At 70.9% G+C, this 23,173-nt stretch carries 21 protein-coding genes and 1 riboswitch; of the genes, 9 read left to right on the top strand and 12 right to left on the bottom strand.

Annotated elements, in window-relative coordinates; genetic code table 11:
• Window positions 1-103: 103 nt before the first annotated feature.
• Complete coding sequence (locus LE181_RS16330) at window positions 104-1,111, top strand: TauD/TfdA family dioxygenase (protein WP_225662016.1); 1,008 nt, start codon at window positions 104-106, stop codon at window positions 1,109-1,111.
• Between the two features lie 161 nt (window positions 1,112-1,272).
• Here the strand turns inward: LE181_RS16330 and LE181_RS16325 are convergent, their stop codons facing one another.
• The 4 genes from LE181_RS16325 to LE181_RS16310 form a co-directional block, all read right to left on the bottom strand.
• Window positions 1,273-2,202 carry a LysR family transcriptional regulator gene (locus LE181_RS16325; RefSeq protein ID WP_225662015.1) on the bottom strand — a complete coding sequence of 310 codons (930 nt, stop codon included), beginning with the start codon at window positions 2,200-2,202 and terminating at the stop codon, window positions 1,273-1,275.
• A 37-nt stretch (window positions 2,203-2,239) separates the two neighbouring features.
• Window positions 2,240-2,950: a helix-turn-helix transcriptional regulator gene (locus LE181_RS32460; protein ID WP_308103140.1), complete on the bottom strand. Its 711-nt coding sequence runs from the start codon at window positions 2,948-2,950 to the stop codon at window positions 2,240-2,242.
• Window positions 2,951-3,214: 264 nt separating this feature from the next.
• Window positions 3,215-3,805, bottom strand: a complete 591-nt coding sequence (locus tag LE181_RS16315; RefSeq protein WP_225662014.1) for a TetR/AcrR family transcriptional regulator — start codon at window positions 3,803-3,805, stop codon at window positions 3,215-3,217.
• A gap of 64 nt (window positions 3,806-3,869) precedes the next feature.
• The gene (locus LE181_RS16310) at window positions 3,870-4,919 is read right to left on the bottom strand and encodes an SIS domain-containing protein (protein WP_225662013.1); all 1,050 of its coding nucleotides are present in this window, start codon (window positions 4,917-4,919) and stop codon (window positions 3,870-3,872) included.
• Window positions 4,920-5,032: 113 nt separating this feature from the next.
• On the opposite strand from LE181_RS16310, the gene nagB reads away from it, so the two are divergent.
• Window positions 5,033-5,818 (top strand): glucosamine-6-phosphate deaminase, encoded by a 786-nt coding sequence (gene nagB, locus LE181_RS16305; protein WP_225662012.1) that lies wholly within the window; start codon window positions 5,033-5,035, stop codon window positions 5,816-5,818.
• Between the two features lie 110 nt (window positions 5,819-5,928).
• On the opposite strand, the gene LE181_RS16300 is transcribed toward nagB, so the two are convergent.
• The 4 genes from LE181_RS16300 to LE181_RS16285 all read right to left on the bottom strand — a co-directional run bounded on the left by LE181_RS16300 (window position 5,929) and on the right by LE181_RS16285 (window position 10,615).
• Window positions 5,929-7,413 (bottom strand): glycoside hydrolase family 3 protein, encoded by a 1,485-nt coding sequence (locus LE181_RS16300; RefSeq protein ID WP_225662011.1) that lies wholly within the window; start codon window positions 7,411-7,413, stop codon window positions 5,929-5,931.
• Between the two features lie 11 nt (window positions 7,414-7,424).
• A complete protein-coding gene (locus LE181_RS16295) occupies window positions 7,425-8,270 on the bottom strand; it encodes a carbohydrate ABC transporter permease (protein ID WP_225662010.1) in 846 nt (281 codons plus the stop codon).
• Window positions 8,267-9,247, bottom strand: coding sequence for a carbohydrate ABC transporter permease (locus tag LE181_RS16290; protein WP_225662009.1), 981 nt, complete (start codon window positions 9,245-9,247; stop codon window positions 8,267-8,269). The genes LE181_RS16295 and LE181_RS16290 overlap by 4 nt, the downstream gene beginning before the upstream one ends.
• Window positions 9,248-9,343: 96 nt before the next feature.
• Entirely contained in the window at window positions 9,344-10,615 is a 1,272-nt protein-coding gene (locus LE181_RS16285; RefSeq protein ID WP_225662008.1) for an extracellular solute-binding protein, read from the bottom strand.
• Between the two features lie 238 nt (window positions 10,616-10,853).
• On the opposite strand from LE181_RS16285, the gene LE181_RS16280 reads away from it, so the two are divergent.
• On the top strand, window positions 10,854-11,621 hold the full coding sequence (locus LE181_RS16280) for a GntR family transcriptional regulator (protein WP_225662007.1): 768 nt from the start codon (window positions 10,854-10,856) through the stop codon (window positions 11,619-11,621).
• 391 nt (window positions 11,622-12,012) lie between these two features.
• A complete protein-coding gene (locus LE181_RS16275) occupies window positions 12,013-12,519 on the top strand; it encodes a hypothetical protein (RefSeq protein WP_225662006.1) in 507 nt (168 codons plus the stop codon).
• A gap of 60 nt (window positions 12,520-12,579) precedes the next feature.
• Here the strand turns inward: LE181_RS16275 and LE181_RS16270 are convergent, their stop codons facing one another.
• Together LE181_RS16270 and LE181_RS16265 are read right to left on the bottom strand one after the other, a co-directional pair.
• The gene (locus LE181_RS16270; RefSeq protein ID WP_225662005.1) at window positions 12,580-14,067 is read right to left on the bottom strand and encodes a SulP family inorganic anion transporter; all 1,488 of its coding nucleotides are present in this window, start codon (window positions 14,065-14,067) and stop codon (window positions 12,580-12,582) included.
• A 74-nt stretch (window positions 14,068-14,141) separates the two neighbouring features.
• On the bottom strand, window positions 14,142-14,753 hold the full coding sequence (locus LE181_RS16265) for a carbonic anhydrase (protein WP_225662004.1): 612 nt from the start codon (window positions 14,751-14,753) through the stop codon (window positions 14,142-14,144).
• Between the two features lie 410 nt (window positions 14,754-15,163).
• Between LE181_RS16265 and LE181_RS16260 the strand changes: the two genes are divergently transcribed.
• The 5 genes from LE181_RS16260 to LE181_RS16240 all read left to right on the top strand — a co-directional run bounded on the left by LE181_RS16260 (window position 15,164) and on the right by LE181_RS16240 (window position 21,376).
• Window positions 15,164-15,445, top strand: a complete 282-nt coding sequence (locus tag LE181_RS16260; protein WP_225662003.1) for a DUF3311 domain-containing protein — start codon at window positions 15,164-15,166, stop codon at window positions 15,443-15,445.
• The gene (gene mctP / locus LE181_RS16255) at window positions 15,442-17,073 is read left to right on the top strand and encodes a monocarboxylate uptake permease MctP (RefSeq protein ID WP_225662002.1); all 1,632 of its coding nucleotides are present in this window, start codon (window positions 15,442-15,444) and stop codon (window positions 17,071-17,073) included. The genes LE181_RS16260 and mctP overlap by 4 nt, the downstream gene beginning before the upstream one ends.
• 172 nt (window positions 17,074-17,245) lie before the next feature.
• A riboswitch (adenosylcobalamin-variant (AdoCbl-variant) riboswitch) is annotated at window positions 17,246-17,347 on the top strand.
• Window positions 17,348-17,524: 177 nt separating this feature from the next.
• Window positions 17,525-19,915, top strand: coding sequence for a ribonucleoside-diphosphate reductase subunit alpha (locus LE181_RS16250; protein WP_225662001.1), 2,391 nt, complete (start codon window positions 17,525-17,527; stop codon window positions 19,913-19,915).
• Window positions 19,915-20,931 carry a ribonucleotide-diphosphate reductase subunit beta gene (locus LE181_RS16245; protein WP_225662000.1) on the top strand — a complete coding sequence of 339 codons (1,017 nt, stop codon included), beginning with the start codon at window positions 19,915-19,917 and terminating at the stop codon, window positions 20,929-20,931. Before LE181_RS16250 ends, LE181_RS16245 begins: the two co-directional genes overlap by 1 nt.
• A gap of 88 nt (window positions 20,932-21,019) precedes the next feature.
• A complete protein-coding gene (locus LE181_RS16240; RefSeq protein ID WP_225661999.1) occupies window positions 21,020-21,376 on the top strand; it encodes a YciI family protein in 357 nt (118 codons plus the stop codon).
• 63 nt (window positions 21,377-21,439) lie between these two features.
• Here the strand turns inward: LE181_RS16240 and def are convergent, their stop codons facing one another.
• Both def and LE181_RS16230 read right to left on the bottom strand, forming a co-directional pair.
• Window positions 21,440-22,087 (bottom strand): peptide deformylase, encoded by a 648-nt coding sequence (gene def, locus LE181_RS16235; RefSeq protein WP_225661998.1) that lies wholly within the window; start codon window positions 22,085-22,087, stop codon window positions 21,440-21,442.
• A gap of 92 nt (window positions 22,088-22,179) precedes the next feature.
• Complete coding sequence (locus tag LE181_RS16230; protein WP_225661997.1) at window positions 22,180-23,172, bottom strand: tetratricopeptide repeat protein; 993 nt, start codon at window positions 23,170-23,172, stop codon at window positions 22,180-22,182.
• Window position 23,173: the final 1 nt, after the last annotated feature.

The following is a 23,173-nucleotide window of genomic DNA, read 5'->3' as shown; positions in this document are numbered from 1 at the left end:
TCCTCCGTCCGACGCCTTCCTCCATCGGACGATGCGGGACCCCGCGGTGCGGCCGAGACTGATGTCGACCACAAGTCGGCCGCACCCCGGGGAAAGCGAAGACATGGAACCCTTCTACGTACTGACAGACGCCGAGCGCGACGGACTCCGCACCGTCCTGGAAACTGTCGGGAAGAACCCGTACGAGGACTACCCGGCCTTCTCCCGCGCGGTGGCGGACGTCGTGGACCGGGGCGAGGTCCCGGCCTTCTTCCGCGAGGTGTGCGCCCGGATCCGCGCGGAGCGCGAGTCCGGCGCCTCCGACGCCCACGTGCTGCGCAACTGCCCGCTGGACAGGGAGATTCCGGAGCTCGACCTGGACGACCCGATCGCGGACAAGCACCGCAAGAAGAAGACCTTCGTCGGCGAGGTCTTCCTGGAGCTCTTCGGACAGCTCGTGGGCACCCCGCTGCTCTCCTACGCCACCCGCTTCAACGGCGACTTCTTCACCGACGTCATCGCGATCAACCGTTACAGCGGCAAGCAGACGGGCTTCAGCGACAGCGAACTCGTCTTCCACAACGACCGCACCGCCCACCCGGTGCGCGCCGACTTCATCTCGCTGCTCGGCATGCGCTGCCCGGACGGCGACTACATCTACACGGGCTTCGTCGACGGCCGCAGCCTGCTCGCCCACCTCTCCGAGGAGGAGCAGGAGATCCTGCGGCAGCCGTACTTCATCACGCCGTTCGACGTCCTCTCGCGGGACAACAACGGGGACCTGACGGACTCCGGGGAGCACCCGATCCTGGAGAACCACCACAGCTTCCGCTACCTCGACACCAGCACCACGGTGGTCCCCGGCGGCCCGGAGAAGGCCAAGGACGCACTGCTGGCGCTGAAGAACGCGCTGGTCAAGGCGGAGAAGAAGCGGCACCGCGTGCAGAACGGCGACCTGTTCACGTTCGCCAACCAGGACGGCCTGCACAGCCGGGACAAGATGGAGATCAACGACCCGGCGCGGGCCCGGCGGCGCTGGCTGCTCAAGACCTACGCCTTCCGCGACCAGGCGGCCGCGGACCGGCACGCCGACCGCTGGATCGGGGGGATCCAGGGGCGGGTCGGCGACTGACCGTTCCGCCGCCGCCGTCCACGGCCCGTGGGCCCCGCTTCCGCCGGGGCCCACGGGCCGCGCCCGTTTTTCCGTACCGTTCCCACCCGCTCGTTGTGCGGGTCCGTTGTGCCGCGCCCGTTCTCCGGCTCCGGCTCCGGGGCGGGCTCCGGGACGGGCGGCTACCGCAGGGCGTCGTCCTCGCGGAACGCGGGGCCCCCGGCGGTGCGGCCGCACCACTCGTTGCCGCGGGCGAGCGCCTGGGCGGTGGTGATGAAGGCCATGACCGCCGACGACTCCTCGGGCGTCGTGCGGACCCCGATGCCGAGGCGGCGCTTGACGGCGGGCTCGAAGGGCACGGCGCGCAGACTCGGCGAGACGGCGGACAGGGCCAGGGACGGCAGCACGGTGACCCCGATGCCCGCGGAGACCATGCTCAGCAGGACCTGCAGGTCCTGGATGCGGTGGGTGACCCTCAGCCGGCTGTCGGCGGCCGCGAACAGCGCCCGGAGGGTGGGTTCCACGCCGTCGGTGGGAAGGAGGATCTCCTCCTGGGCGAGCTGACGCACCGACAGGCCGGAGGTCGAGGCCCAGCGGTGCTGCTGGGGCAGAACGACGCACATTTCGTCCTGCAGCAGCGGGAAGGTCCGCAGACCGGGTTTCGGCAGCGTCACGACGCCGACGTCGACCATCTGCTCGTGCAACATCTCCGTGATCTTGCTGTCGTTTCCCTCGCGCAGCACGATCTCCAGGTTCCGGAACCGCGCCCGGAATTCCGTGATGAGCCGGGGCAGTAACTGGAGGGAGAAACTCTGGCTCGTGCCGATGACGATCCTGCGGTCGGCACCCCGCGGTGCCGCGGCAGCGGCGTCCAGGCGTATCTGCTCGACGTTGCGTAATGCGGAACGGGCATGCTCGATGATGCGCTGCCCCGCCTGGGTCAGGTCCACGCCCCCGCGGTCGCGCGTCATGATTCCCACCCGCAGTTCGGCCTCCAGACTCGCCATCGCATGACTGACCGCGGATTGACTGACACCCAATAAATCGGCTGCCTTGGTAAAACTTCCGGTGTCGGCGATGGCAACAAAAGCAGCCAGCTGTGAAAGTTTCATTGATTTCCCGTTTCGTCGACCGGACCGGACGAGCCGGTCAGCCCTGACCGCACGGCCGGCCGTCCGGCGCGTGCTGCATCAACAGCACGGCTTCGAGCCGGCTGCGGACGCCGAGCTTCGTGAGCACGTGCGAGATGTGGCTCTTGACCGTGCTGGGGGCCACCCGGAGCGAGGACGCCGCCTCGGCGGTGCTGAGGCCCGCGGCGAGCAGGGCGAAGACCTCGCGCTCCCGTTCGGTGAGGGTGCGCAGGGGATCGGGCCGCCGGAAGGCGGCACGCCCTTCCCCGTCGGGGGCGGGAGCGGGAGCGGCGGCGTGGGGCCGGGGGGCGGGCCCGTCGACGTCGAGCAGTTCGGGGGAGAGCAGCCGGTGTCCGGCGGCCACCGCACCGGCCGCGGCCGCCAGGCCGTCGCCCCCGCAGGTCCTGACCAGGCAGCCCGCGGCGCCCGCGGCGAAGGCCGCGTCGAGGGCGTGCCGCGTCCAGTGCGCCGCCACGAGCAGGGCGGGGATGCCGCGGGCGGCCAGGCCCCGCACGGCGTCGGCGGGCAGCGGCCCCCGCTCCACGGCGAGGACGGCCACGTCCACCCGGTCCAGCGGCCACTGCGGCAGCGGTCGCCGGGCGTCCACGGCGCGCACGACGCACGGCCGGCCGCCCCCGCGCAGGGCGGCACCCAGGAAATCACGGGATTCGGGATCGTGAACGGCCAGCAACACGACGGGGCGAGCGAGAAGTCCGCCTGACGCTTCCATGCCGGCCTTTCTCCTGTCTCTCATCCGGGAGGGGGAAAGAAAGGGAAATGCACAGCGCAATACGGTCGGACGACCCCCCATGCCGACTCAGCGCAGAAGCTGATGCGTAACTTACATTCAGAGATCTCCTGCAGCAAGAGCGGACAGAATGCACACCCCACTAAACCCCGGGGTATTCATTCGGTGGCACCTGCACACGGGGCTTTGTCCATACAGCATGCGGCCCGTCTTCCGCCAGGGCCACCCGGGCCCTGCGGACACGCCCTAGGGCCAGCCCCGCAGGGCGGCCGCGGCCACCTTTTCCAATTGCGTGCGGCTCGCGCCGTCCCGGGCCTGCTGGGCCATGCCCTGGAACACGGCGAGCACGAGACGGGCCAGCGCCGGGGCTTCCTCCGGTGGCAGTTCGCCCGCCCGCGCACCACGGCGGATGCGTTCCTCCAGGACCGCGGTGGCCGCGCGGCGCCGCACGCGCAGCGCCTCCTCCGCATCGCCGCTGGTGGTGGTGCCCTGGTCGCCCGCACCGATCAGGAAGCAGCCCCGGGGCCGGCCCTCCGTCGTCAGCTGGGCCGCCGCCTCGCGCAGCAGCCGCTCCATGGCGGCCCGGGCGGTCGGCTCCTCCTCGACGGCACGCACGGCCCAGCTGCCGTACCGCTCCTGGTAGCGGTCGAGGGCCTCGCCGAAGAGCGCCGCCTTGTCGCCGAAGGCGGCGTAGAGGCTGGGTGCGCCGATGCCCATGGCGCGGGTGAGGTCGGCGATCGAGGTGGCTTCGTAGCCGCGGGCCCAGAAGGCCAGGACGGCCTGTTCGAGCGCCGCGTCACGGTCGAAGGATCGCGGCCGTCCGCGCGTGGGAGCCATGGCCCAAATTCTATAGCGGCCACTAGACAATGCGCTACGGCCACATCGCGGGGACGCGCGGCGCCTACCGCGTCTCGGTCACCTTGGCCAGGGCCCGCGGCGCGTCCGGGTCCTGGCCGCGGGCGACGGCGATCTCGTGGACCAGCATCTGCAACGGGAGGATCTCCAGCACCGGTTGGAGCTCCTCGGCCACGGCCGGGGCCGGCAGGGCGAAGCCGGCCGACGCCCGGGCGACCTCCGCCGGGCCACCGACGACGAACAGGTCGGCACCGCGGCCGCGCAGCCGCTGCAGCACCGGCCGGAGCGCCTCGCCGGCCCTGCCCCCGGGGACGACGGCGATGACGGGCGAGAGGGCGTCGACCATGGCCAGCGGACCGTGCAGCAGGTCGGCGCCCGAGTAGGACAGGGCGGGGACATAGCTGGTCTCCATCAGCTTCAGCGCCGCCTCCCTGGCGGTGGGGTAGCCGTAGCCGCGGGAGGTGAGGATCATGCGCTCGGCGAAGCGGTAGCGGCCCGCCAGCCGCTCGACCTCCTCGCCGCGCTCCAGGATCCGCAGCGCCGCCTCCGGCAGCACCCGGGCCCGCGCGCCGTCGCCGCCGCGCAGACCTTCGGCGAAGAGGTAGAGGGTGAGCAGCGAGGCGGTGTACGTCTTGGTCGCGGGGAGCGCCCGTTCCGGGCCGGCCAGGATGTCGAGGTGGTGCTCGCAGACGCCCGCCAGCGGGGAGTCCGCGTTGTTGGTGACCGCCAGCGTGACGGCCCCGGCCTCGCGTGCGGCCCGGGTGGAGGCCACGAGGTCGGGCGAGGCGCCGGACTGGCTGACGGTGACGACCAGGACGTCCCGGAGGTCGGGCCGCGCCCCGTAGATCGTGGTCGTCGACATGGAGGTCAGCCCGCAGGGCAGGCCCAGCCGCACTTCGAGGAGGTACTTGGCGTACAGGGCGGCGTTGTCGGACGTGCCGCGTGCGGTGAGGAGGACGAACCGGGGCCCGCGGGCGGCGATCCGCGCGGCGGTCTCCCGGATCCGGTCCGCGCCCTCGTCGAGGATGCGGCGCAGGACGACGGGCTGCTCGGTCATCTCGCCGGACATGAGGCGGCCCGGCCGCTCCCTGGTCATGGCTCCCAGTCGACCACGCTGCGGGGGCCGCCCGCCAGCCGGATGGGCGGGGACCACTCTCTGCTAGATTGGTCTATACCACCGAGTTTATTCTTCAGATCGGCAGGCCCAGCGTGGAAATTGTCATCGTTCCGGACGCCAAGGCAGGCGGCGAACTGATTGCGGACACCATCGCCGCCCTGCTGGACCGCAAGCCCGACGCCCTGCTCGGCGTGGCCACCGGCTCGACCCCACTGCCCGTCTACGAGGCGCTGACGGCCAAGGTCCGCACGGGCGCCGTCGACGCCTCGCGCGCCCGCATCTGCCAGCTCGACGAGTACGTCGGACTGCCCGCCGACCACCCCGAGTCCTACCGATCGGTGGTGCTGCGCGAGGTGGTCGAGCCGCTCGGTCTGACCGAGGCGTCCTTCATGGGCCCCGACGGCACCGCCGAGGACGTCCAGGCCGCCTGCGAGGCGTACGACCGCGCCCTGCCGGCGGCCGGCGGCGTCGACCTGCAGCTGCTCGGCATCGGCACCGACGGGCACATCGGCTTCAACGAGCCGTGCTCCTCCCTCGCCTCGCGCACCCGCATCAAGACGCTGACGCAGCAGACCCGCGTCGACAACGCGCGTTTCTTCGACGGCGACATCGACCAGGTGCCGCACCACGTCATCACCCAGGGCATCGGCACCATCCTGGAGGCCCGCCACCTGGTGCTGCTGGCGACGGGCGAGGGCAAGGCGGACGCCGTGGCGGCGAGCGTGGAGGGCCCGGTCTCGGCGTTCGTGCCCGCCTCCGCGCTGCAGCTGCATCCGCATGCGACGGTGGTCGTCGACGAGGCCGCCGCGTCGAAGCTGAAGCTGGCCGACTACTTCCGCGCCACGTACGCGGCCAAGCCGGCCTGGCAGGGCCTGTAACCCCGACCCATTACAGGACCTGCCGGCGCCGCGGTCCTCAAACGCCGGACGGGCTGAATTTCAGCCCGTCCGGCGTTTGAGGACCGGGGGTCCGGGGGCGGAGCCCCCGGTTACGCCCCCGCGACGACCTCCGCGGCAGCGACCCCGCACACCCGCGCCGCCCCGTGCGTGGCAACATGCAGCGCCCCCGCCGGCGGGGCCTCGTTGAGGCCCATCTCCACCACGACCGTGTCCGGCCGGGCCGCCACCAGCGTCCCCAGAGCCGCGGCCATCCACGCATGCCGGTGCACGTCGCGCACGACCGCGACGACCCGCCGCTCCCCCGCCGCCGCGAGCACCGCTTCCGCCCCGGCCGACCCGGGCCCGTACGTCCCGGTCTCCGTTCCCGGCAGCAGCCGCACCAGTTCGGCGCCCACGCCCCACGGCGTCTCGTCGCCGACGGCGATGTTGGCCAGCGGCGTGAACGCCGCGACGTGCACGGGCGCCGAGAGGGGTGCCCAGCCGGGCGAGGCCGTCACCCGCAGGGCCCGCCGCGCCGCCTCCAGCCCCACCTCCGGGGCCGGTGCGGCTCCCTCCCGTGCCGCACCCGCCCCCGAGGTCCAGGCCGCGAGCGACCGCACCCGCGCGGCGGCGTCCGCGAGCCGCTCCTCGGCCAGCTCCCCGCCCCGCACGGCCGCCACGAGCGCGTCGCGCAGCCGCAGCACCGTCTCCTCGTCGGCCAGGCCGCCGCCCACGCAGATGGCGTCGGCGCCCGCCGCCAGGGCCATGACGCTGCCGCGTTCGATGCCGTACGTCGCGGCGATCGCCTTCATCTCCATGCCGTCGGTGACGATCAGGCCGTCGAAGCCGAGGCCGCCGCGGGTGACGGGCGCGCGCAGCAGCCCGTGCAGGGCGACGGGGCTGAGGGTGGCGGGCAGGGCGGGGTCGAGCGCGGGCAGCAGGATGTGGGCGCTCATCACCGCCTTGGTGCCGGCGGCCACGGCCGCCCGGAAGGGCACCAGTTCGCGCGCGTGCAGCGTGGTGAGGTCCGCGTCGATGCGCGGCAGGTCGTGGTGGGAGTCGACGGCGGTGTCGCCGTGGCCGGGGAAGTGCTTGGTGCAGGCGGCGACGCCGGCGGACTGCAGCCCCTCGACGTAGGCGGCGGTGTGCCGGGCGACGAGGTGCGGGTCGGCGCCGAAGGAGCGGACGCCGATGACGGGGTTGTCCGGGTCGGAGTTGACGTCGGCGGACGGCGCCCAGTTGAGGTTGACGCCGCACGCGGCGAGGCGGCAGCCGAGCTCGCGGGCGACGGCCCGGGTGAGGGCGGTGTCGTCGACCGTGCCGAGGGCGAGGTTGCCGGGGAAGGAGGAGCCCGTGCGGACCTCCAGGCGGGTGACGTCGCCGCCCTCCTCGTCGATGGCGACGAGCACGTCCTCGCGCTCGGCGCGCAGCTGTGCGGTCAGCGCGGCGAGCTGCTCGGGCGAGGCGATGTTGCGGCCGAAGAGGCCGACGGCGGCCAGGCCCTCGCCGAGCCTGCGCAGCAGCCAGCCGGGGGCGGTGGTGCCGGTGAAGCCCGGCTGGAGGACGGTGAGGGCGTCCTGCGTGAGCGTGTCCATGAGAAGTAGTGCTAGCCCTTCACTGCGCCGGACGTCAGTCCTCCGACCGCCTTGCGCTGGAGGATGACGAAGAGGATGAGGATCGGCACGGCGAAGAGCGAGGAGGCGGCCATCGTGGCGCCCCAGTCGTCGCCGAAGGTGGTGCGGAAGCCCGTGAGCCAGAGCGGCAGGGTCTGGGAGCCGGGGTCCTTGTTGAGGATCAGGACCATCGGGAACTCGTTCCACACGGTGATGAAGCCGAAGAGCGAGGTGGCCATCACGCCGGGGGCGAGCAGCGGGAAGACCACCCTGACGAAGGCTTGGAAGCGGGTGCAGCCGTCGACCATCGCGGACTCCTCCAGCTCCTTGGGCACGGCGGCGACGTAGCCGCGCAGCGTCAGGACGGTGAAGGGCAGCACCATCACGGTGTAGATGGCGGCGAGCGGCAGCAGGCCGTTCAGCATGTCCGCGTCGCGCACGATCATGTAGTAGGCGATGACCATGACCTCCCAGGGCGCCATCTGGGCCATCATCATCACGAGGATGAAGCTCTTGCGGCCCTTGAAGCGCATGCGGGCGACGGCGAAGGACGCGAGCAGCGCGATGACGAGCGAGAGGCCGACCGCGACGAGGGTGACGGTGAGCGAGTTGCCCACGAGGGTCCAGAAGCCGTCCGCGTCGACCGCCTTGGTGAAGTGGTCGAGGGTGGGGCTGGCCGGGAACCAGACGGGGGTGTCGCTGACGATGTCCTTGTTGGCCTTGAAGGCCGTGGCGAACATCCAGTAGACGGGGAACGCGAAGGCGACGAAGAGGACGACTGCCGTCGCCCCCGGCCAGACGCGGCCGATGCCGGCGGACAGGGAGCGTGAGCGCCTCACAGCTCGTCCTCCTCTTGCTTGAGAACCAGGCGCAGGTAGTACGCGGTCAGGGCCAGCAGGATCACGATGGTGAGGATGGAGATGGCGGACCCCATGCCGAAGTGCTGGCTGCCCATGCCCTCCTGGAAGGCGTAGACGGGCAGGGTCTCGGTGAGCCGGTCGGGTCCGCCCTCGTTGATCGCGAAGACCTGGGTGAACGCCTTGAAGACCCAGATGACCTCAAGGAAGGTCGTGGCGAGGAAGAAGGGCTTGAGGAAGGGGAAGGTCACCGAGGTGAACTGCTTCCGGCTGCCGGCGCCGTCCAGCGAGGCGGCCTCGTACAGCTCCTTGGGGATCGTGGTGGTCGCGGCGTAGAGGTTGATCGCCACGAAGGGGATCGACTGCCAGACGATCAGCACGGTGATGACGAAGAAGGTGGACAGCTGGCCGCTGGTCCAGTTGAAGCCGGCCATCGCGTGCCAGCCGAGCGCGTCCAGCACGTGGTTGACGACGCCGAAGCGCTGGTCGAAGAGCCACTGGAAGACGGTGGTCGCCGCGACGACGGGCATGGCCCAGGCGAGGACGAGGCCGAGCGCGAGCAGCAGCCGCAGCCGGGCGCCCAGGCGGGCGAGCAGCAGACCGATCAGACAGCCGAGCGTCATGATCAGCACGACGTTGGCGGCGGTGAAGACCACCGAACGTCCGGTGACGGACCAGAACTCGGAACTGCCGAGCACCTCGCCGTAGTTGTCGAAGCCGGCCCACTCGGTGACGTGCCGGATCAGCTGGCGCTTGTTGAGGTTCTGCAGCGACAGCAGGCCGTTCTTGACCATCGTCCAGCCGAGCAGCAGCACGGTGAGGAGGACGGCGGGGAGGATCAGCAGGTACGGGACGCTCCGGGCGGCCCGCCCGGGGCGGGGACGGGACGGCGGTGCGCCGCCCTTGCCGATCCGGGGTGCGGGCCCGGTGGCCGGCACCTCTTCGATCTGCGCTGACATCGTCGTCCGCCTTCTCCCCTGTGCAAGCTGTGGAACGGTGTTACGCGGGAGGCGGTCGCGTGGGCGTACGGGCGTCCGCCCGCGCGACCGGCCGGGTCACTGCTTCTGGCTGAGGCGCTTGTTCATGTCGGCCTCGACCTGCTTGGCCGCTTCCTCGGGCGACTTGCCGCTCAGGACGGCCGTCATGTACGCCTTGACCGGGTTGGGGGCGTTCTCCACCGCGGCCCACTCGGGGATCAGCGGGGTGGTGCCGCCGCCCTTGGCCGCGGGGGCGGCGGCCTCGGCGGCCGCGTTGCCCTTCACGTTGGCCAGCAGCGCTTCCTTGTTGGGGATCGAGCCGACCTCCTTGGAGAGGGCGCCCTCGTTCTTGTCGGACAGTGCGATCTTCAGGAACTCCTTCGCGAGCTCCTTCTTCTTGCTGCCCTCGGAGATCGCGAGGTTGGAGCCGCCGAGGAAGACGCCCTCGGGCTTGTCGGCGCTCTCACCGGGGATGGTGAAGTAGCCGATCTCCTTCTCGATCTCCGGGTTGGCCTTGATCGCGGTCTGGGCCTCCCAGCCCATGCCGATGAACGCGCCGGTCTTGCCCTTGGCGAAGACGTCGGCCTGCTGCGGGGTGGCCTCGTCCTTGTCCTTGGGGGCCTTGGAGAAGGACTGGTACTGCTTGTAGACGTCCATGGCCTTGGCGACCTTGGGGTCGCCGAGGTTGGAGACGTACTTCTTGCCGTCCTTCTTCACCAGGTCCGCGCCGGTGCCGATGGTCAGGCCGTCGAAGAAGTACCAGTTCTGGCCGGGGAGGTAGAGCGGCTCGGCATCGCCCTTCTTCTGAATGGCATCGAGGTCCTTGAAGAACTCCTCCCGGGTCTTCGGGGTGTCCTTGATGCCGGCGTCGGCCCAGATCTTCTTGTTGTAGATGACGACGCGGCTCGCGGCGTACCAGGGGGCGGCGTACTGCTTGCCCTCGAAGACGGCCGGCTTGTTGAGGGAGTCGGTCCAGTCGGCGCCGATCTCCTTCTTGAGGTCGTCGAGCTCGGCGAGGCCACCGGTCTGGGCGTAGGAGGGCGTCTGGGTGTTGCCGATCTCCACGACGTCCGGCGGGCTGGACTCGGAGAGGGCGGTGGTGAGCTTCTGCTGGATGCCGTCCCACTTCTGGATCTGGATGTCGAGCTTCGCACCGGTCTTCTGTTCGAACTCGGCCTGCACGGCCTTGGTCCAAGCAGGCGGATTCGAGCCATCCATGAACCAGACGGTCAGGGTCTTGCCCCGGGAACCGTCGGCACCCGTCTCCTTGTCGCTGTCGCTGGACCCACAGGCAGCAACACTCACCAACATGGCCGCGACACCCGTCGCCGCTATGAGCCCACGCTTCACAGCACTCTCCTCAAGGACCGGATGGTCTTTAATGGTTTAGACCAGTGCCCGCAGCTTGGCCTAGACCTTTTGGGGTGTCAAGGGTGTATAAGAGTCGCTGTCGGCTCCGTTACCGGACCGACACCTCAAGGTCGACCCGGGCTTCTCGGCCCCCTCGGGCTCTGCCCGTGCCACCATGTGACCGCGAAGTACGGAGGAGCCGGTGACGGCAGCAGGAACGGAGTCGGGAAGGCACGCCATGGCGACCGAGGGCGGCACGACGGAGGGCGGCGGCACCGCGGGTGGCGCGCGGACCGCGCGCGTTCCCAAGTATTACCGGCTCAAACGGCACTTGCTGGACATGACCGAAACCATGCCCCCCGGCACCCCCGTGCCACCGGAGCGCACCCTGGCCGCCGAGTTCGACACCTCACGGACGACGGTGCGCCAGGCCCTCCAGGAACTGGTCGTCGAGGGACGACTGGAACGAATCCAGGGCAAGGGGACATTCGTCGCGAAGCCCAAGGTCTCCCAGGCGCTGCAACTGACCTCGTACACCGAGGACATGCGCGCCCAGGGCCTGGAGCCCACCTCGCAGCTGCTCGACATCGGCTACGTCACCGCCGACGACCGGCTCGCCTCCCTGCTCGACATCGCCACGGGCGGCCGCGTGCTGCGCATCGAGCGGCTGCGTCTGGCCAGCGGCGAGCCCATGGCGATCGAGACGACGCACCTGTCGGCGAAGCGCTTCCCGGCGCTGCGCCGGAGCCTGGCCAAGTACACCTCCCTCTACACCGCCCTGGCCGAGGTGTACGACGTCCACCTCGCCGAGGCCGAGGAGACGATCGAGACATCCCTGGCCACCCCCCGCGAGGCGAGCCTGCTGGGCACGGACGTGGGACTGCCGATGCTGATGCTCTCGCGCCACTCGCTGGACGCGGAGGGCAAGCCGGTGGAGTGGGTCCGCTCGGTGTACCGCGGAGACCGCTACAAGTTCGTTGCGAGGCTGCAGCGGCCGGCGACGTAGGGGCACCGGCGGAGACCACCCGCACGGCCGGGGGTCCGGGGGGTTGCCCCCGGAACAGCACAGCGTGGCGAGGCTGCAGCGACCGGCGACGTAGGGGCACCGGCGGAGACCACCCGCACGGCCGGGGGTCCGGGGGGTTGCCCCCGGAACAGCACAGCGTGGCGAGGCTGCAGCGACCGGCGACGTAGGGGCACCGGCGGAGACCACCCGCACGGCCGGGGGTCCGGGGGGTTGCCCCCGGAACAGCACAGCGTGGCGAGGCTGCAGCGGCCGGCGACGCAGGGCGGCAGCGCGGGCCGCGGGCGGCCCCGGCGCGGGGTGCTGCGGGCGCGCTCGTCCGCCCGGGGACCCAGGGGTGAGCAGTGCCTTGATCACCGCGTACGGTGTCGGAATGAGCCAAGCCGTCGATGCTGTCGATGCCGCCGCGATCGCTCTGAACGAGCGTTCCTGGACCCCTTCGGACTACGAGCTGGCCCTCGGACGGGAGTTCTTCGCCCGCCGTGACGGGCTGGAGCAGCGTCTCCTGCCGGGCATGCCCGCGTGCCCCACCCCTCAGGGCTGGGGCACGCAGCACGTGCTGTGGCTGGAGGACGTGGCCCGCCTGGCCGACGAGATGCTCGCCGCCTGGCAGGCATGGTTGCCGGACAGCCACATGATGGCGCTGCTCGGCGCCTACGCCGGGCTGGCCCGGTCGGTCGCACCGCTGTCGGCGCAGCTGGCCCAGGCGTGGGAGGCCGAGTGGACCGGCCCCGCGAGCCAGCAGGAGACCTCGTGGTGGGAGGACTGGCACCTGCCGCCCGAGCAGCGGCAGCAGATCGACGCGCTGACCGACCGCCTGGTCGTCGTCGGCTCGGTCATGGTCATGGCCGTCGGCCGGGGGGCCGAGTCGGGCCGCTGAGGCCCGCCCCGGCTCCCCGGCCACCCCGGCGGTGGTGCCGGCGGTGCCGGACGCGGCCGGCTAGGCCGCCGTGGTCAGCTCCTCCCGGTGGCGCAGCCGCATCGGCTCCGTCCCGTCCGCGTTGTGCCGTGCCGCCCACACCTCCAGTGCGGTGCGGCACGCGTGGTCGAGGTGGCGCAGGCCGGAGAGGTCGAGCTCCAGCGGCCGGTCGCGGGGCAGGGCGTGGAGGGTGTCCAGGAGCGGGGGCAGCCGGAGGAAGGTGGCGTTGCCCGTCAGGGTGACCAGCACCCGGCCGTCCGTCCTGTCGTCGACGGCGACGCCGACCTTGGAGGTCTCCCACGCCGACTTCACGACCGCGAGCAGCAGGCCGAGCACCACGCCCTCGAACATGCTGGTGGACACGATCGCGACGGCCGTGACCGCGAGGATCACCACCTCGCCGCGGTGGTCGCGCCACAGCGGGGGCAGGTCCTTGAACGGCACCAGCTTGCAGCCGGCGTGGACCAGGACGCCGGCGAGGGCGGCCAGCGGGATGACGCCGATGGCGGCCGGCAGCAGGACGGCGAACAGGAGCAGCCAGGCGCCGTGCAGCACGCGCGAGAGCGAGGTCCGGGCGCCGGCCTGGACGTTGGCGGAGCTGCGGACGATGACCGCGGTCATCGGCAGGGCGCCGAGGATGCCGCAGACGGTGTTGCCGACGCCCTGGGCCATCAGCTCCTTGTCGTAGTGGGTGGGGGGACCGTCGTGCATGCGGTCGACCGCGGCGGCGCTGAAGAGGGTCTCGGCCGAGGCGATCAGGGCGAAGGCCAGGACCGTGCCCAGGGCGGCGACGCTGGCCAGGCTCGTCATGTCGTTCAGGCCGGGCGGCTGGATGGCGTCGAACAGGCCGTTCACCTCGACGTTGGCGATGTCCAGGCCGCCCAGCGCGGTCACGGCCGTGGCCAGGGCGACGGCCACCAGCGGGGCCGGGACCAGGTGGGCCTTGGCCGGGAGCTTCTTCCACAGCACCAGGACGGCGATGGTCCCGGCGCCGACCGCGAAGGAGACCAGCGCGTCCCGGTCGGTGACGACGTCCGCGACCAGTCCCGGTATCCCGGCGATCTTCTCCAGGCCGGAGCGCGGCTGCCGGACCCCGGCCATCGTGTACAGCTGGCCGAACAGCAGGACGAGTCCGATGCCGGCGAGCATGCCCTGGACGACGGCGACGGAGATCGCTCTGAACCAGCGGCCGAACTTCAGGGCGCCCAGGCCGAGTTGGAGCAGGCCGGTGACGAGGACGATGGCACCGAGGGTGCCGAGCCCGAACTCCCGCACGGCTTCGAAGACGAGCACGGTGAGACCGGCCGCCGGGCCGCTGACCTGGAAGGTGCTGCCGGGCATGGCGCCGACGACCAGGCCGCCGACGATGCCGGTGATCAGTCCGAGCTCGGCCGGCACGCCCGAGGCGACGGCGACGCCGACGCACAGCGGGAGGGCGACCAGGAAGACGACGAGCGACGCGAGTGCGTCACGCCGCAGGGCGGGAGGGTCTTTGAGGGTGGAGAACATGGGTGAGGGTTCCTTGTGATTCAAGGTGTCGTGCACGGCGGAGTGCTGAGCGGTGCTTCGCTGGGAACCGCTTGCTACAGCGGCCCGAACGAGCGGCCGCCGCCGGGCCGGTGCGCCCTGACCGCACCGGTGTGGACCTCGTAGTACCAGGCGTGAAGGGACAGCAGCCCTTCCGCCATGCGTTCGCGCACGCACGGGTAGGCGCGCAGCCGTTCGAGCTGGGCCACCGCGTGGTGCTGCACGGCCTCGGCCATGTCGGCGGAGACGGGGGCCAGTTGACTCCGCGGGGCCCGCACGGCCCGCGGTACGGCACGCTCCAGCCAGCCCCGCACGGCGGGGGCGGAGGAGAGCTCGTCGTCCTGCACGATGGCGGTCACCGCGCCGCAGTGGGAGTGACCGCAGACGATGATGTCGCGGACGCCCAGGACGCGCACGGCGTACTCGATGGTGGCCGTCTCCCCGGCCGGGTGGTCGTGGTGGTACTCGGGCACGATGTTGCCCGCGGTGCGGAGCTCGAAGAGTTCGCCGGGGCGTGCGCCCGTGATGAGGGACGGCACGACGCGCGAGTCGGAACAGCTGATGAACAGGGCCTCGGGCGACTGTCCGGCCTCCAGGGCGCGGAAGCTCTCGGCGTTCTCGGCGACGTGACTCGCGAAGGATCGGGCGTTGTCGATGAGCGACTTCATGGTGGCCTGCCTCCTGCGTCTCGCAGTTCGGGACGCGGTGTGGTCGGGTCGGGTCATGTGGATCGGCATTGCCTGGTTCGGGCGCCGCGGCAAGGGGGCGCCGACGGCCGCCGGTCCGATTGTCCGGTGCGGCCGCGACCAATACTTTACCCACACATTACTTGCTGATGACAGACTTTATTTTCCTCAAACAGGGCGCATAGAGGGGCACTTGCGCCCCTCACGGCGCCCGACGCGCCCCGTCGTCGCAAGCCCCCCGCGCACGGTTCGGGCGGAGTTCAACCATCCGAATCCCTGGAGCGCCACGGGTGTTGCCGTTCCGATATGCGGATGGGGGGTGACGTCCGGAGGCTGCCTCCCCTAAATTCCTGCGCATTACGCAAGTGATCGCTCAGGGGACGGAGTCACGCATGTCGGAACCACCCGCTCAGCCACCGGGGAGCCCCACCAGACAGGCCGTCAGCCTGCCGCTGGTCGTCGCCGGCGTGTGCCTGGCGCTGCCGTTCGCGGCGATGCTCTGGGTCGACTCGTACTCCCGGCTCACCCCGGCCTTCATCGGCATTCCCTTCTTCTACTGGTACCAGATGCTGTGGGTGGTCCTCTCGACGCTGCTCACCGTCACCGCCTACGTCATCGTCCGCCGTCACGAGCGGCGGCGCACCCGGGCGCACGAGGGGGGTGAGTCCCGGTGAAGGACGGCGTGAACGGTGTCGCGCTCACCGTCTTCATCGTCTTCTTCCTGGCCGTCACCGTGATGGGCTTCATGGCCTCGAAGTGGCGGCGTGCGGAGAACGCGAACAATCTCGACGAATGGGGGCTCGGCGGCCGTTCTTTCGGCACCTGGGTCACCTGGTTCCTGCTGGGCGGCGACCTCTATACCGCTTATACGTTCGTGGCGGTCCCGGCGGCCATTTACGCGGGCGGCGCGGCGGGCTTCTTCGCGGTGCCCTACACGATCCTCTGCTATCCGCTGGTGTTCACCTTCCTGCCCCGGCTCTGGTCGGTCTCCCACAAGCACGGCTATGTGACCTCCTCCGACTTCGTGCGGGGCCGTTTCGGCTCCAAGGGCCTTTCGCTCGCCCTCGCGCTGACCGGAATCCTGGCCACGATGCCGTACATCGCCCTGCAACTGGTCGGCATCCAGGCCGTCCTGGACGTCATGGGCGTGGGCGGCGGCGAGAACACCAACTGGTTCGTGAAGGACCTGCCGCTGCTCATCGCCTTCGGCGTGCTCGCGGCCTACACCTATTCCTCCGGGCTGCGCGCGCCCGCGCTGATCGCCTTCGTCAAGGACACCTTGATCTACATCGTGATCATCGTGGCGATCGTGTACATCCCGATCAAGCTGGGTGGCTTCGACGACATCTTCGCGAAGGCCGGTCACGCGTTCGCGGCCGAAAACCCGGCAACCGGAAAACCGCGCGGCTCGCTCGTCACCGCCCCGCAGGCGCAGTGGGCGTACGCGACCCTCGCCCTCGGCTCGGCGATGGCCCTCTTCCTCTATCCGCACTCCGTGACGGCGGTGCTCTCCAGCCGCAGCCGCAACGTCATCCGGCGCAACACCACCATCCTTCCCCTCTACTCCCTGATGCTGGGCCTGCTGGCGATGCTCGGCTTCATGGCGATCGCCGCCGGGGTGAAGGTCAAGAACGGCCAGCTGGCCATCCCGCAGCTGTTCGAGGACATGTTCCCGGACTGGTTCACGGGCGTGGCCTTCGCGGCCATCGGCATCGGCGCGCTCGTACCGGCCGCCATCATGTCGATCGCCGCCGCAAATCTCTTCACGCGCAACATCTACAAGGACTTCCTCAGACCGGACGCCTCGCCCGAACACGAGGCGAAGGTCTCCAAGCTCGCATCGCTCCTCGTCAAGGTCGGCGCCCTCGTTTTCGTCCTGACCATGGACAAAACGGTCGCCATCAACTTCCAGCTGCTCGGTGGCATCTGGATCCTGCAGACCGTGCCCGCGCTCGTGGGCGGGCTCTTCACCCGCTGGTGCCACCGCTGGGCGCTGCTCGCGGGCTGGGCCGTCGGCATGACGTACGGGACGTGGCGGGCGTACGACACCCCGAGCGCCACCCAGGATCACTTCGGGAACACCAACCTCATCCCGTTCATCGGCGAGAAGGGGTACATCGGACTCACGGCGTTCGTTCTCAATGTGATCGTCGTCATCGTCGCCACGTTCGTCCTGAAGGCCCTGAAGGCACCCGACGGGGCCGACCAGACGAAGCCGTCGGACTACACGGCCGACGCCGGCGACCCGGGCGTCCGCACGGACCTCCCCCCGGCCACCGTGGGAGCCCCCGGCGGGCACTGACCCACCCCCCTCCACCCGAGGGCCGTCACACCCCCGCCAGGGGGCGTGACGGCCCTTTCCGCTTGCCCTCCAGGAGCCCTCCGATAGCACATTCCGCGACCGGCCCATGACGGGACGACACAACATGTGGGGGCGCGTACGGGGCCCGGCACTAGATGTATGCTCATCCTCGCTGTCGTCGCAGGGGAATCCGGTGGAAATCCGGAACTGTCCCGCAACGGTGTATGTGTGCGCATATACCCAGCGCACCCGAAGTCCGAGGACCTGCCGGCAGCAGCGTCCGCCACCGAGCCTGCCCTGGGCTCGGCTATGGGCGTTGAATTCGTCCGGGCCCCGCGGGTTGGGCCGACGGGACGCCTACGCGTCATGCCCCGGTGCAAGCGGCATGCCCGTACGCGACCGTCGCGCTCTCCCGCCCGGCCCACCCCAGCCGAGCGAGGGAGAGCCACACGTGACCATCGCGCCCGCCGATCCGGTCTCAGAGAACGCGGAAGCGACCGGCGGTCCCGGGACCGCGCTGCTGCGCACCCTGACCGATCTCACCGCAGACCTTCCCGCCACCGACCCGGGCAAGGTCGCCGCCGCCGCGCTGCGCGGCCGCAGCGCCGCCTCGGACGAGGCGGAGCTGCGCTCCCTCGCCACCGAGGCCGCCGCCGGCCTGATCGCCGAGGAGCCGGAGTACTCCCGCCTCGCCGCCCGGCTGCTCACCCTCGCCATCGCCGACGAGGCGGCCGGCCAGGGCGCGACGTCCTTCTCCGCCTCGGTGGCCGTCGGCCACCGCGAGGGCCTCATCGCGGACGAGACCGCCGCCTTCGTGGCCAAGCACGCCGCGCGCCTGGACGAGCTGGTCGAGAAGGCCCTCGTCGACGGCGCCGACGACCGCTTCGGCTACTTCGGCCTGCGCACCCTGCACAGCCGCTACCTGCTGCGCCACCCGATCCACCGCGACGTGATCGAGACCCCGCAGCACTTCCTGCTGCGCGTGGCCTGCGGCCTGGCCGAGGACCACTCCGAGCGGGCGCTGGAGGACGTCGCGGAGCTGTACCGCCTGACGAGCACGCTCTCCTACCTGCCGTCCTCCCCCACGCTCTTCAACTCCGGCACGCGCCACCCCCAGATGTCGTCCTGCTACCTGCTGGACTCCCCGCTGGACGAGCTGGACTCGATCTACGACCGCTACCACCAGGTGGCGCGCCTGTCGAAGCACGCGGGCGGCATCGGCCTGTCGTACTCGCGCATCCGCTCCCGCGGCTCGCTGATCCGCGGCACCAACGGCCACTCCAACGGCATCGTGCCGTTCCTGCGCACCCTCGACGCCTCCGTCGCCGCCGTCAACCAGGGCGGCCGGCGCAAGGGCGCGGCCTGCGTCTACCTGGAGACCTGGCACGCGGACATCGAGGAGTTCCTGGAGCTCCGCGACAACACCGGTGAGGAGGCCCGCCGCACCCACAACCTCAACATCGCGCACTGGATCCCGGACGAGTTCATGCGCCGCGTCGAGGCCGACGCCGACTGGTCGCTCTTCTCCCCCGCCGACACCCCGGACCTGGTCGACCTCTACGGCGACGAGTTCGACGCCGCCTACCGCGCCTACGAGGCCGCCGGCAAGGCCGTCAAGCAGGTCCCGGCCCGCGTGCTGTACGCCCGCATGATGCGCACCCTCGCGCAGACCGGCAACGGCTGGATGACCTTCAAGGACGCCGCCAACCGCACGGCCAACCAGACGGCCGAGAAGGGCGCGGTCGTCCACTCCTCGAACCTCTGCACCGAGATCCTTGAGGTCACCGACGACGGCGAGACCGCGGTCTGCAACCTGGGCTCGGTCAACCTGGCCCAGCACCTGGGCGCCGACGGCGAGATGGACTGGGAGAAGCTCGACCGTACGGTCCGTACGGCCGTCACCTTCCTCGACCGCGTCGTGGACATCAACTTCTACCCGACCGAGCAGGCCGGCAGCTCCAACAGCCGCTGGCGCCCGGTGGGCCTGGGCCTGATGGGCCTGCAGGACGTCTTCTTCCGCCTGCGCCTGCCCTTCGACTCGGCCGAGGCGAAGGAGCTGTCGACCCGCATCTCCGAGCGGATCATGCTCGCGGCGTACGAGGCGTCCGCCGACCTCGCCGAGCGGCACGGCCCGCACCCGGCGTGGGAGGCCACCCGCACCGCCCGCGGCGTGCTGCACCCCGACCACTACCCGAACGCGGTGGCCGGCTGGGCGGACCGCTGGGAGGCGCTGCGCGCCCGCATCGCCGCCGTCGGCATGCGCAACTCGCTGCTGCTGGCGATCGCCCCGACGGCGACCATCGCCTCCATCGCGGGCGTCTACGAGTGCATCGAGCCGCAGGTCTCCAACCTCTTCAAGCGCGAGACCCTCTCGGGCGAGTTCCTGCAGGTCAACACCTACCTGGTGGACGACCTGAAGAAGCTCGGCGTGTGGGACCGCACCACCCGCGACGCGATGACCGACGCCAACGGCTCGATCCAGGACATGAAGTGGATCCCGCAGGAGGTGCGCGACCTCTACCGCACCGCCTGGGAGATCCCGCAGCGCGCCCTGATCGACATGGCCGCGGCCCGTACGCCGTACCTGGACCAGAGCCAGTCGCTGAACCTCTTCATGGCCTCGCCCACCATCGGCAAGCTCAGCTCGATGTACGCGTACGCCTGGAAGCAGGGCATCAAGACGACGTACTACCTGCGCTCCCGCCCGGCCACCCGGATCGCCCGCGCCGCGTCCGGCTCCGGCGCCCCCGCCGCCACCATCCCCGTGCAGCAGGCCGCGCCCGACGCGGACGCCATCGCCTGCTCCCTTGAGAACCCCGAGTCCTGCGAGGCTTGCCAGTAATGTCCACCGAACGCCAGAAGAACCTGCTCGACCCCGGCTTCGAGCTGACGCTGCGCCCCATGCGGTACCCGGACTTCTACGACCGCTACCGCGACGCGATCAAGAACACCTGGACCGTGGAGGAGGTCGACCTCCACTCCGACGTCGCCGACCTCGCCAAGCTGTCCCCGGGCGAGCAGCACATGATCGGCCGCCTGGTCGCGTTCTTCGCGACCGGCGACTCGATCGTGGCGAACAACCTCGTGCTGACGCTGTACAAGCACATCAACTCCCCCGAGGCGCGCCTCTACCTGTCGCGGCAGCTCTTCGAGGAGGCCGTGCACGTCCAGTTCTATCTGACGCTGCTCGACACCTACCTGCCCGACCCGGAGGAGCGCGCGGCCGCGTTCGACGCGGTGGAGAACATCCCCTCCATCCGCGACAAGGCGCAGTTCTGCTTCAAGTGGATCAACGAGGTCGAGAAGATCGACCGGCTGGAGACGAAGGCCGACCGCCGTCGCTTCCTGCTCAACCTGATCTGCTTCGCCGCGTGCATCGAGGGCCTGTTCTTCTACGGCGCCTTCGCCTACGTGTACTGGTTCCGCAGCCGCGGCCTGCTGCACGGCCTGGCGACCGGCACCAACTGGGTCTTCCGCGACGAGACCATGCACATGAACTTCGCGTTCGAGGTCGTGGACACCGTCCGCCAGGAGGAGCCCGAGCTCTTCGACGACGAGCTCCAGCAGCAGGTCACCGACATGCTGAAGGAGGCCGTGGAGGCGGAGCTGCAGTTCGGCCGCGACCTGTGCGGCGACGGCCTGCCGGGCATGAACACCGAGTCCATGCGCGAGTACCTCCAGTGCGTGGCCGACCAGCGCCTGCAGCGCCTGGGCTTCGCGCCGGTCTTCGGCTCGGAGAACCCGTTCTCCTTCATGGAGCTGCAGAACGTCCAGGAGCTGACCAACTTCTTCGAGCGCCGCGCGTCCGCGTACCAGGTGGCCGTCGAGGGCACGGTCGCGTTCGACGACGAGTTCTGAGCCGGGCGGGCTAATTCCGCCGGCACGTCGCATCGCGTGTCTCCCGTCCGGGAACCCACAGCGGGTCCGGACCGACGGGAGGCACGCGATGCCGCGTTTCATGATGATCGTCAAGGCGAGCGAGGACTCCGAGGGCGGCGTGCTGCCGACCCGGGAGCAGATCGCCGAGATGGGGCAGTACAACGACCAGCTGGCCGAGGCCGGGGCGTGGCTCACCGGCGACGGTCTGCACCCCACGTCCGACGGTGCGCGGGTGACGTACTCCGACGGCGCGCCCGTCGTCACGGAGGGGCCCTTCGGCCCGGCGAAGGACCAGGTCGCCGGCTTCTGGGTCATCCGGGCCGGGTCCATGGACGAGGCCCTGGAGTGGGCCCGGCGCATCCCCTTCCGGGAGGGCGAGGTCGAGGTGCGCCGGCTCTTCGAGGCCGACGACTTCCCCGCCTAGCCGTACGACGCGTGTGGGGGGCGCTCCCGCAGGAGCGCCCCCCACACGCGTGCTGCACGAGGGTCAGTCGTTGGCGACGACCGGGTAGCGCGGGGTGCCCTCCGCCATCTGGCGCAGCGCGTCCTTGCGGTCGCGCTTGGAGAGGCGGTCGATGTACAGGTAGCCGTACAGGTGGTCCGTCTCGTGCTGCAGGCAGCGGGCGAAGTAGCCGGTGCCCTCGACGGCGATCGGGTTGCCGTGCATGTCCTGGCCGCGGACGACCGCGTAGTCGGGGCGGGCCAGCGAGGCGTAGGCCGTCGGCACCGACAGGCAGCCCTCGTTGGAGTCGTCGAGGACGCGGCGGCCGGCCGGCAGCTCGTCGAGGACGGGGTTGACGACGTGGCCGACGTGGCGGACGCCCTCGTCGTCCGGGCAGTCGTAGACGAAGACCTTGAGGTCGACGCCGATCTGGTTGGCGGCCAGGCCCACGCCCTCCGCGGTGCGCTGGCTGGCGAACATGTCGTCGATCAGCTGGGCGAGCTCGTCGCCGAACTCCGTCACGTCCTTGCACTCCTTGTGCAGGACGGGGTTGCCGACGACCGTGATCGGCCGGGAGGTGCCGCGCTCACGGTGCGCGAGCTCACGCGCCTCGCAGTCCTCGGTGTCCACGACGAACTCGCCGGACTCCTTCGGCTCTTCGTTCACCGACTGCTCAGTGTCTTGCTGCGCCATGTCCGCCGTATGCCTCTCTCGCAACCCGAAAGCACTGTCCTGCCCTGAATCCATAGGGCCCCATACAGTGTAAGGGGCCCCTTGTCGGCCGCTCAGCAGACCTCTTCGAGATCGCGCCATTCACGGGTGTCGGGGCTGTCGGCGACCCAGCCGTCGAGCAGGCCGCGGACGAGCCCGGCGGGCGCCGCGATGCCGCACTCGCGCTCGGGCACCCACAGGGAGCCCGAGCCGGTGCCGGCGGTGCGGTGGCCCAGCGGGCCGGGATGGCCGGGCTCGCTGTGGTCGTGCGGGTCGAGGTGCTCGCCGTCGCCCTCGTCGCTGGGCATCCGGCTCTCCGAACACGTGCGGCACAGCAGGCGCACGGAGGAGGACCAGTCCTCGGCGGCGAAACCGGCGTCGGCCGCGAGCCGCTCCAGGGCGTCCCGGTCGGCCTCGGTGGCCGCCTCCAGGAGCACCACCCAGGTCGGGACGGGAGAGGGTGCCCACAGCTCGATCTCGTCGAAGACGGGGTAGGACGGCCCGGCGGCGGTGACGCGCTCGCCGTGCGGAACGCCGTCGTGCAGCACCACCTCGCCCCAGCGGCGGCCGGAGGACGGCAGCGGGATGGAGAGCACCTCGATCCGCGCCGGGTCCAGCCGGCGGCCCCAGACGACCTCGGCCTCGCCCTCCGGGGAGAGCCGCACCGCCGCACTGCCGAGCTCCATGCCGACGGGCTCGGCGGCCGGGCCGCCCTCGGCGGGCACCCGCAGCCCGTACGCCTGCCAGGCGCGGCGCGCCAGCGGCCAGTCCTGCAGGGCCGTGGCGGCGATGCCCACGTTCCACCAGTCCGGGGCGCCCGCCTCGCGGTCCAGCAGCGCCACGGCCCGCAGGCCCGCGGCCCGGGCCTGCTCCCAGTCGTGCCGGAACTTGTGCAACAGGGCCAGGTTGAACCAGGACTCGGACAGCCACGGCTCCATGTCGGCCGCGCGCGTGAGCAGCGCGCCCGCGTCCTCGTACCGGCCGTCCCCGATGAGCGTGAAGGCACGGTCGGTGGCCTGCCGCCACGAGGCGGAAGGCCGGTGCCGTACCCTGCCGAAGATCCTCACG

It is taken from the genome of Streptomyces sichuanensis, from assembly GCF_020328095.1.
In the GTDB taxonomy this organism is placed as follows: Bacteria; Actinomycetota; Actinomycetes; order Streptomycetales; family Streptomycetaceae; genus Streptomyces; species Streptomyces cinnamoneus.
This window is presented reverse-complemented; position numbering and strand designations above follow the sequence as displayed.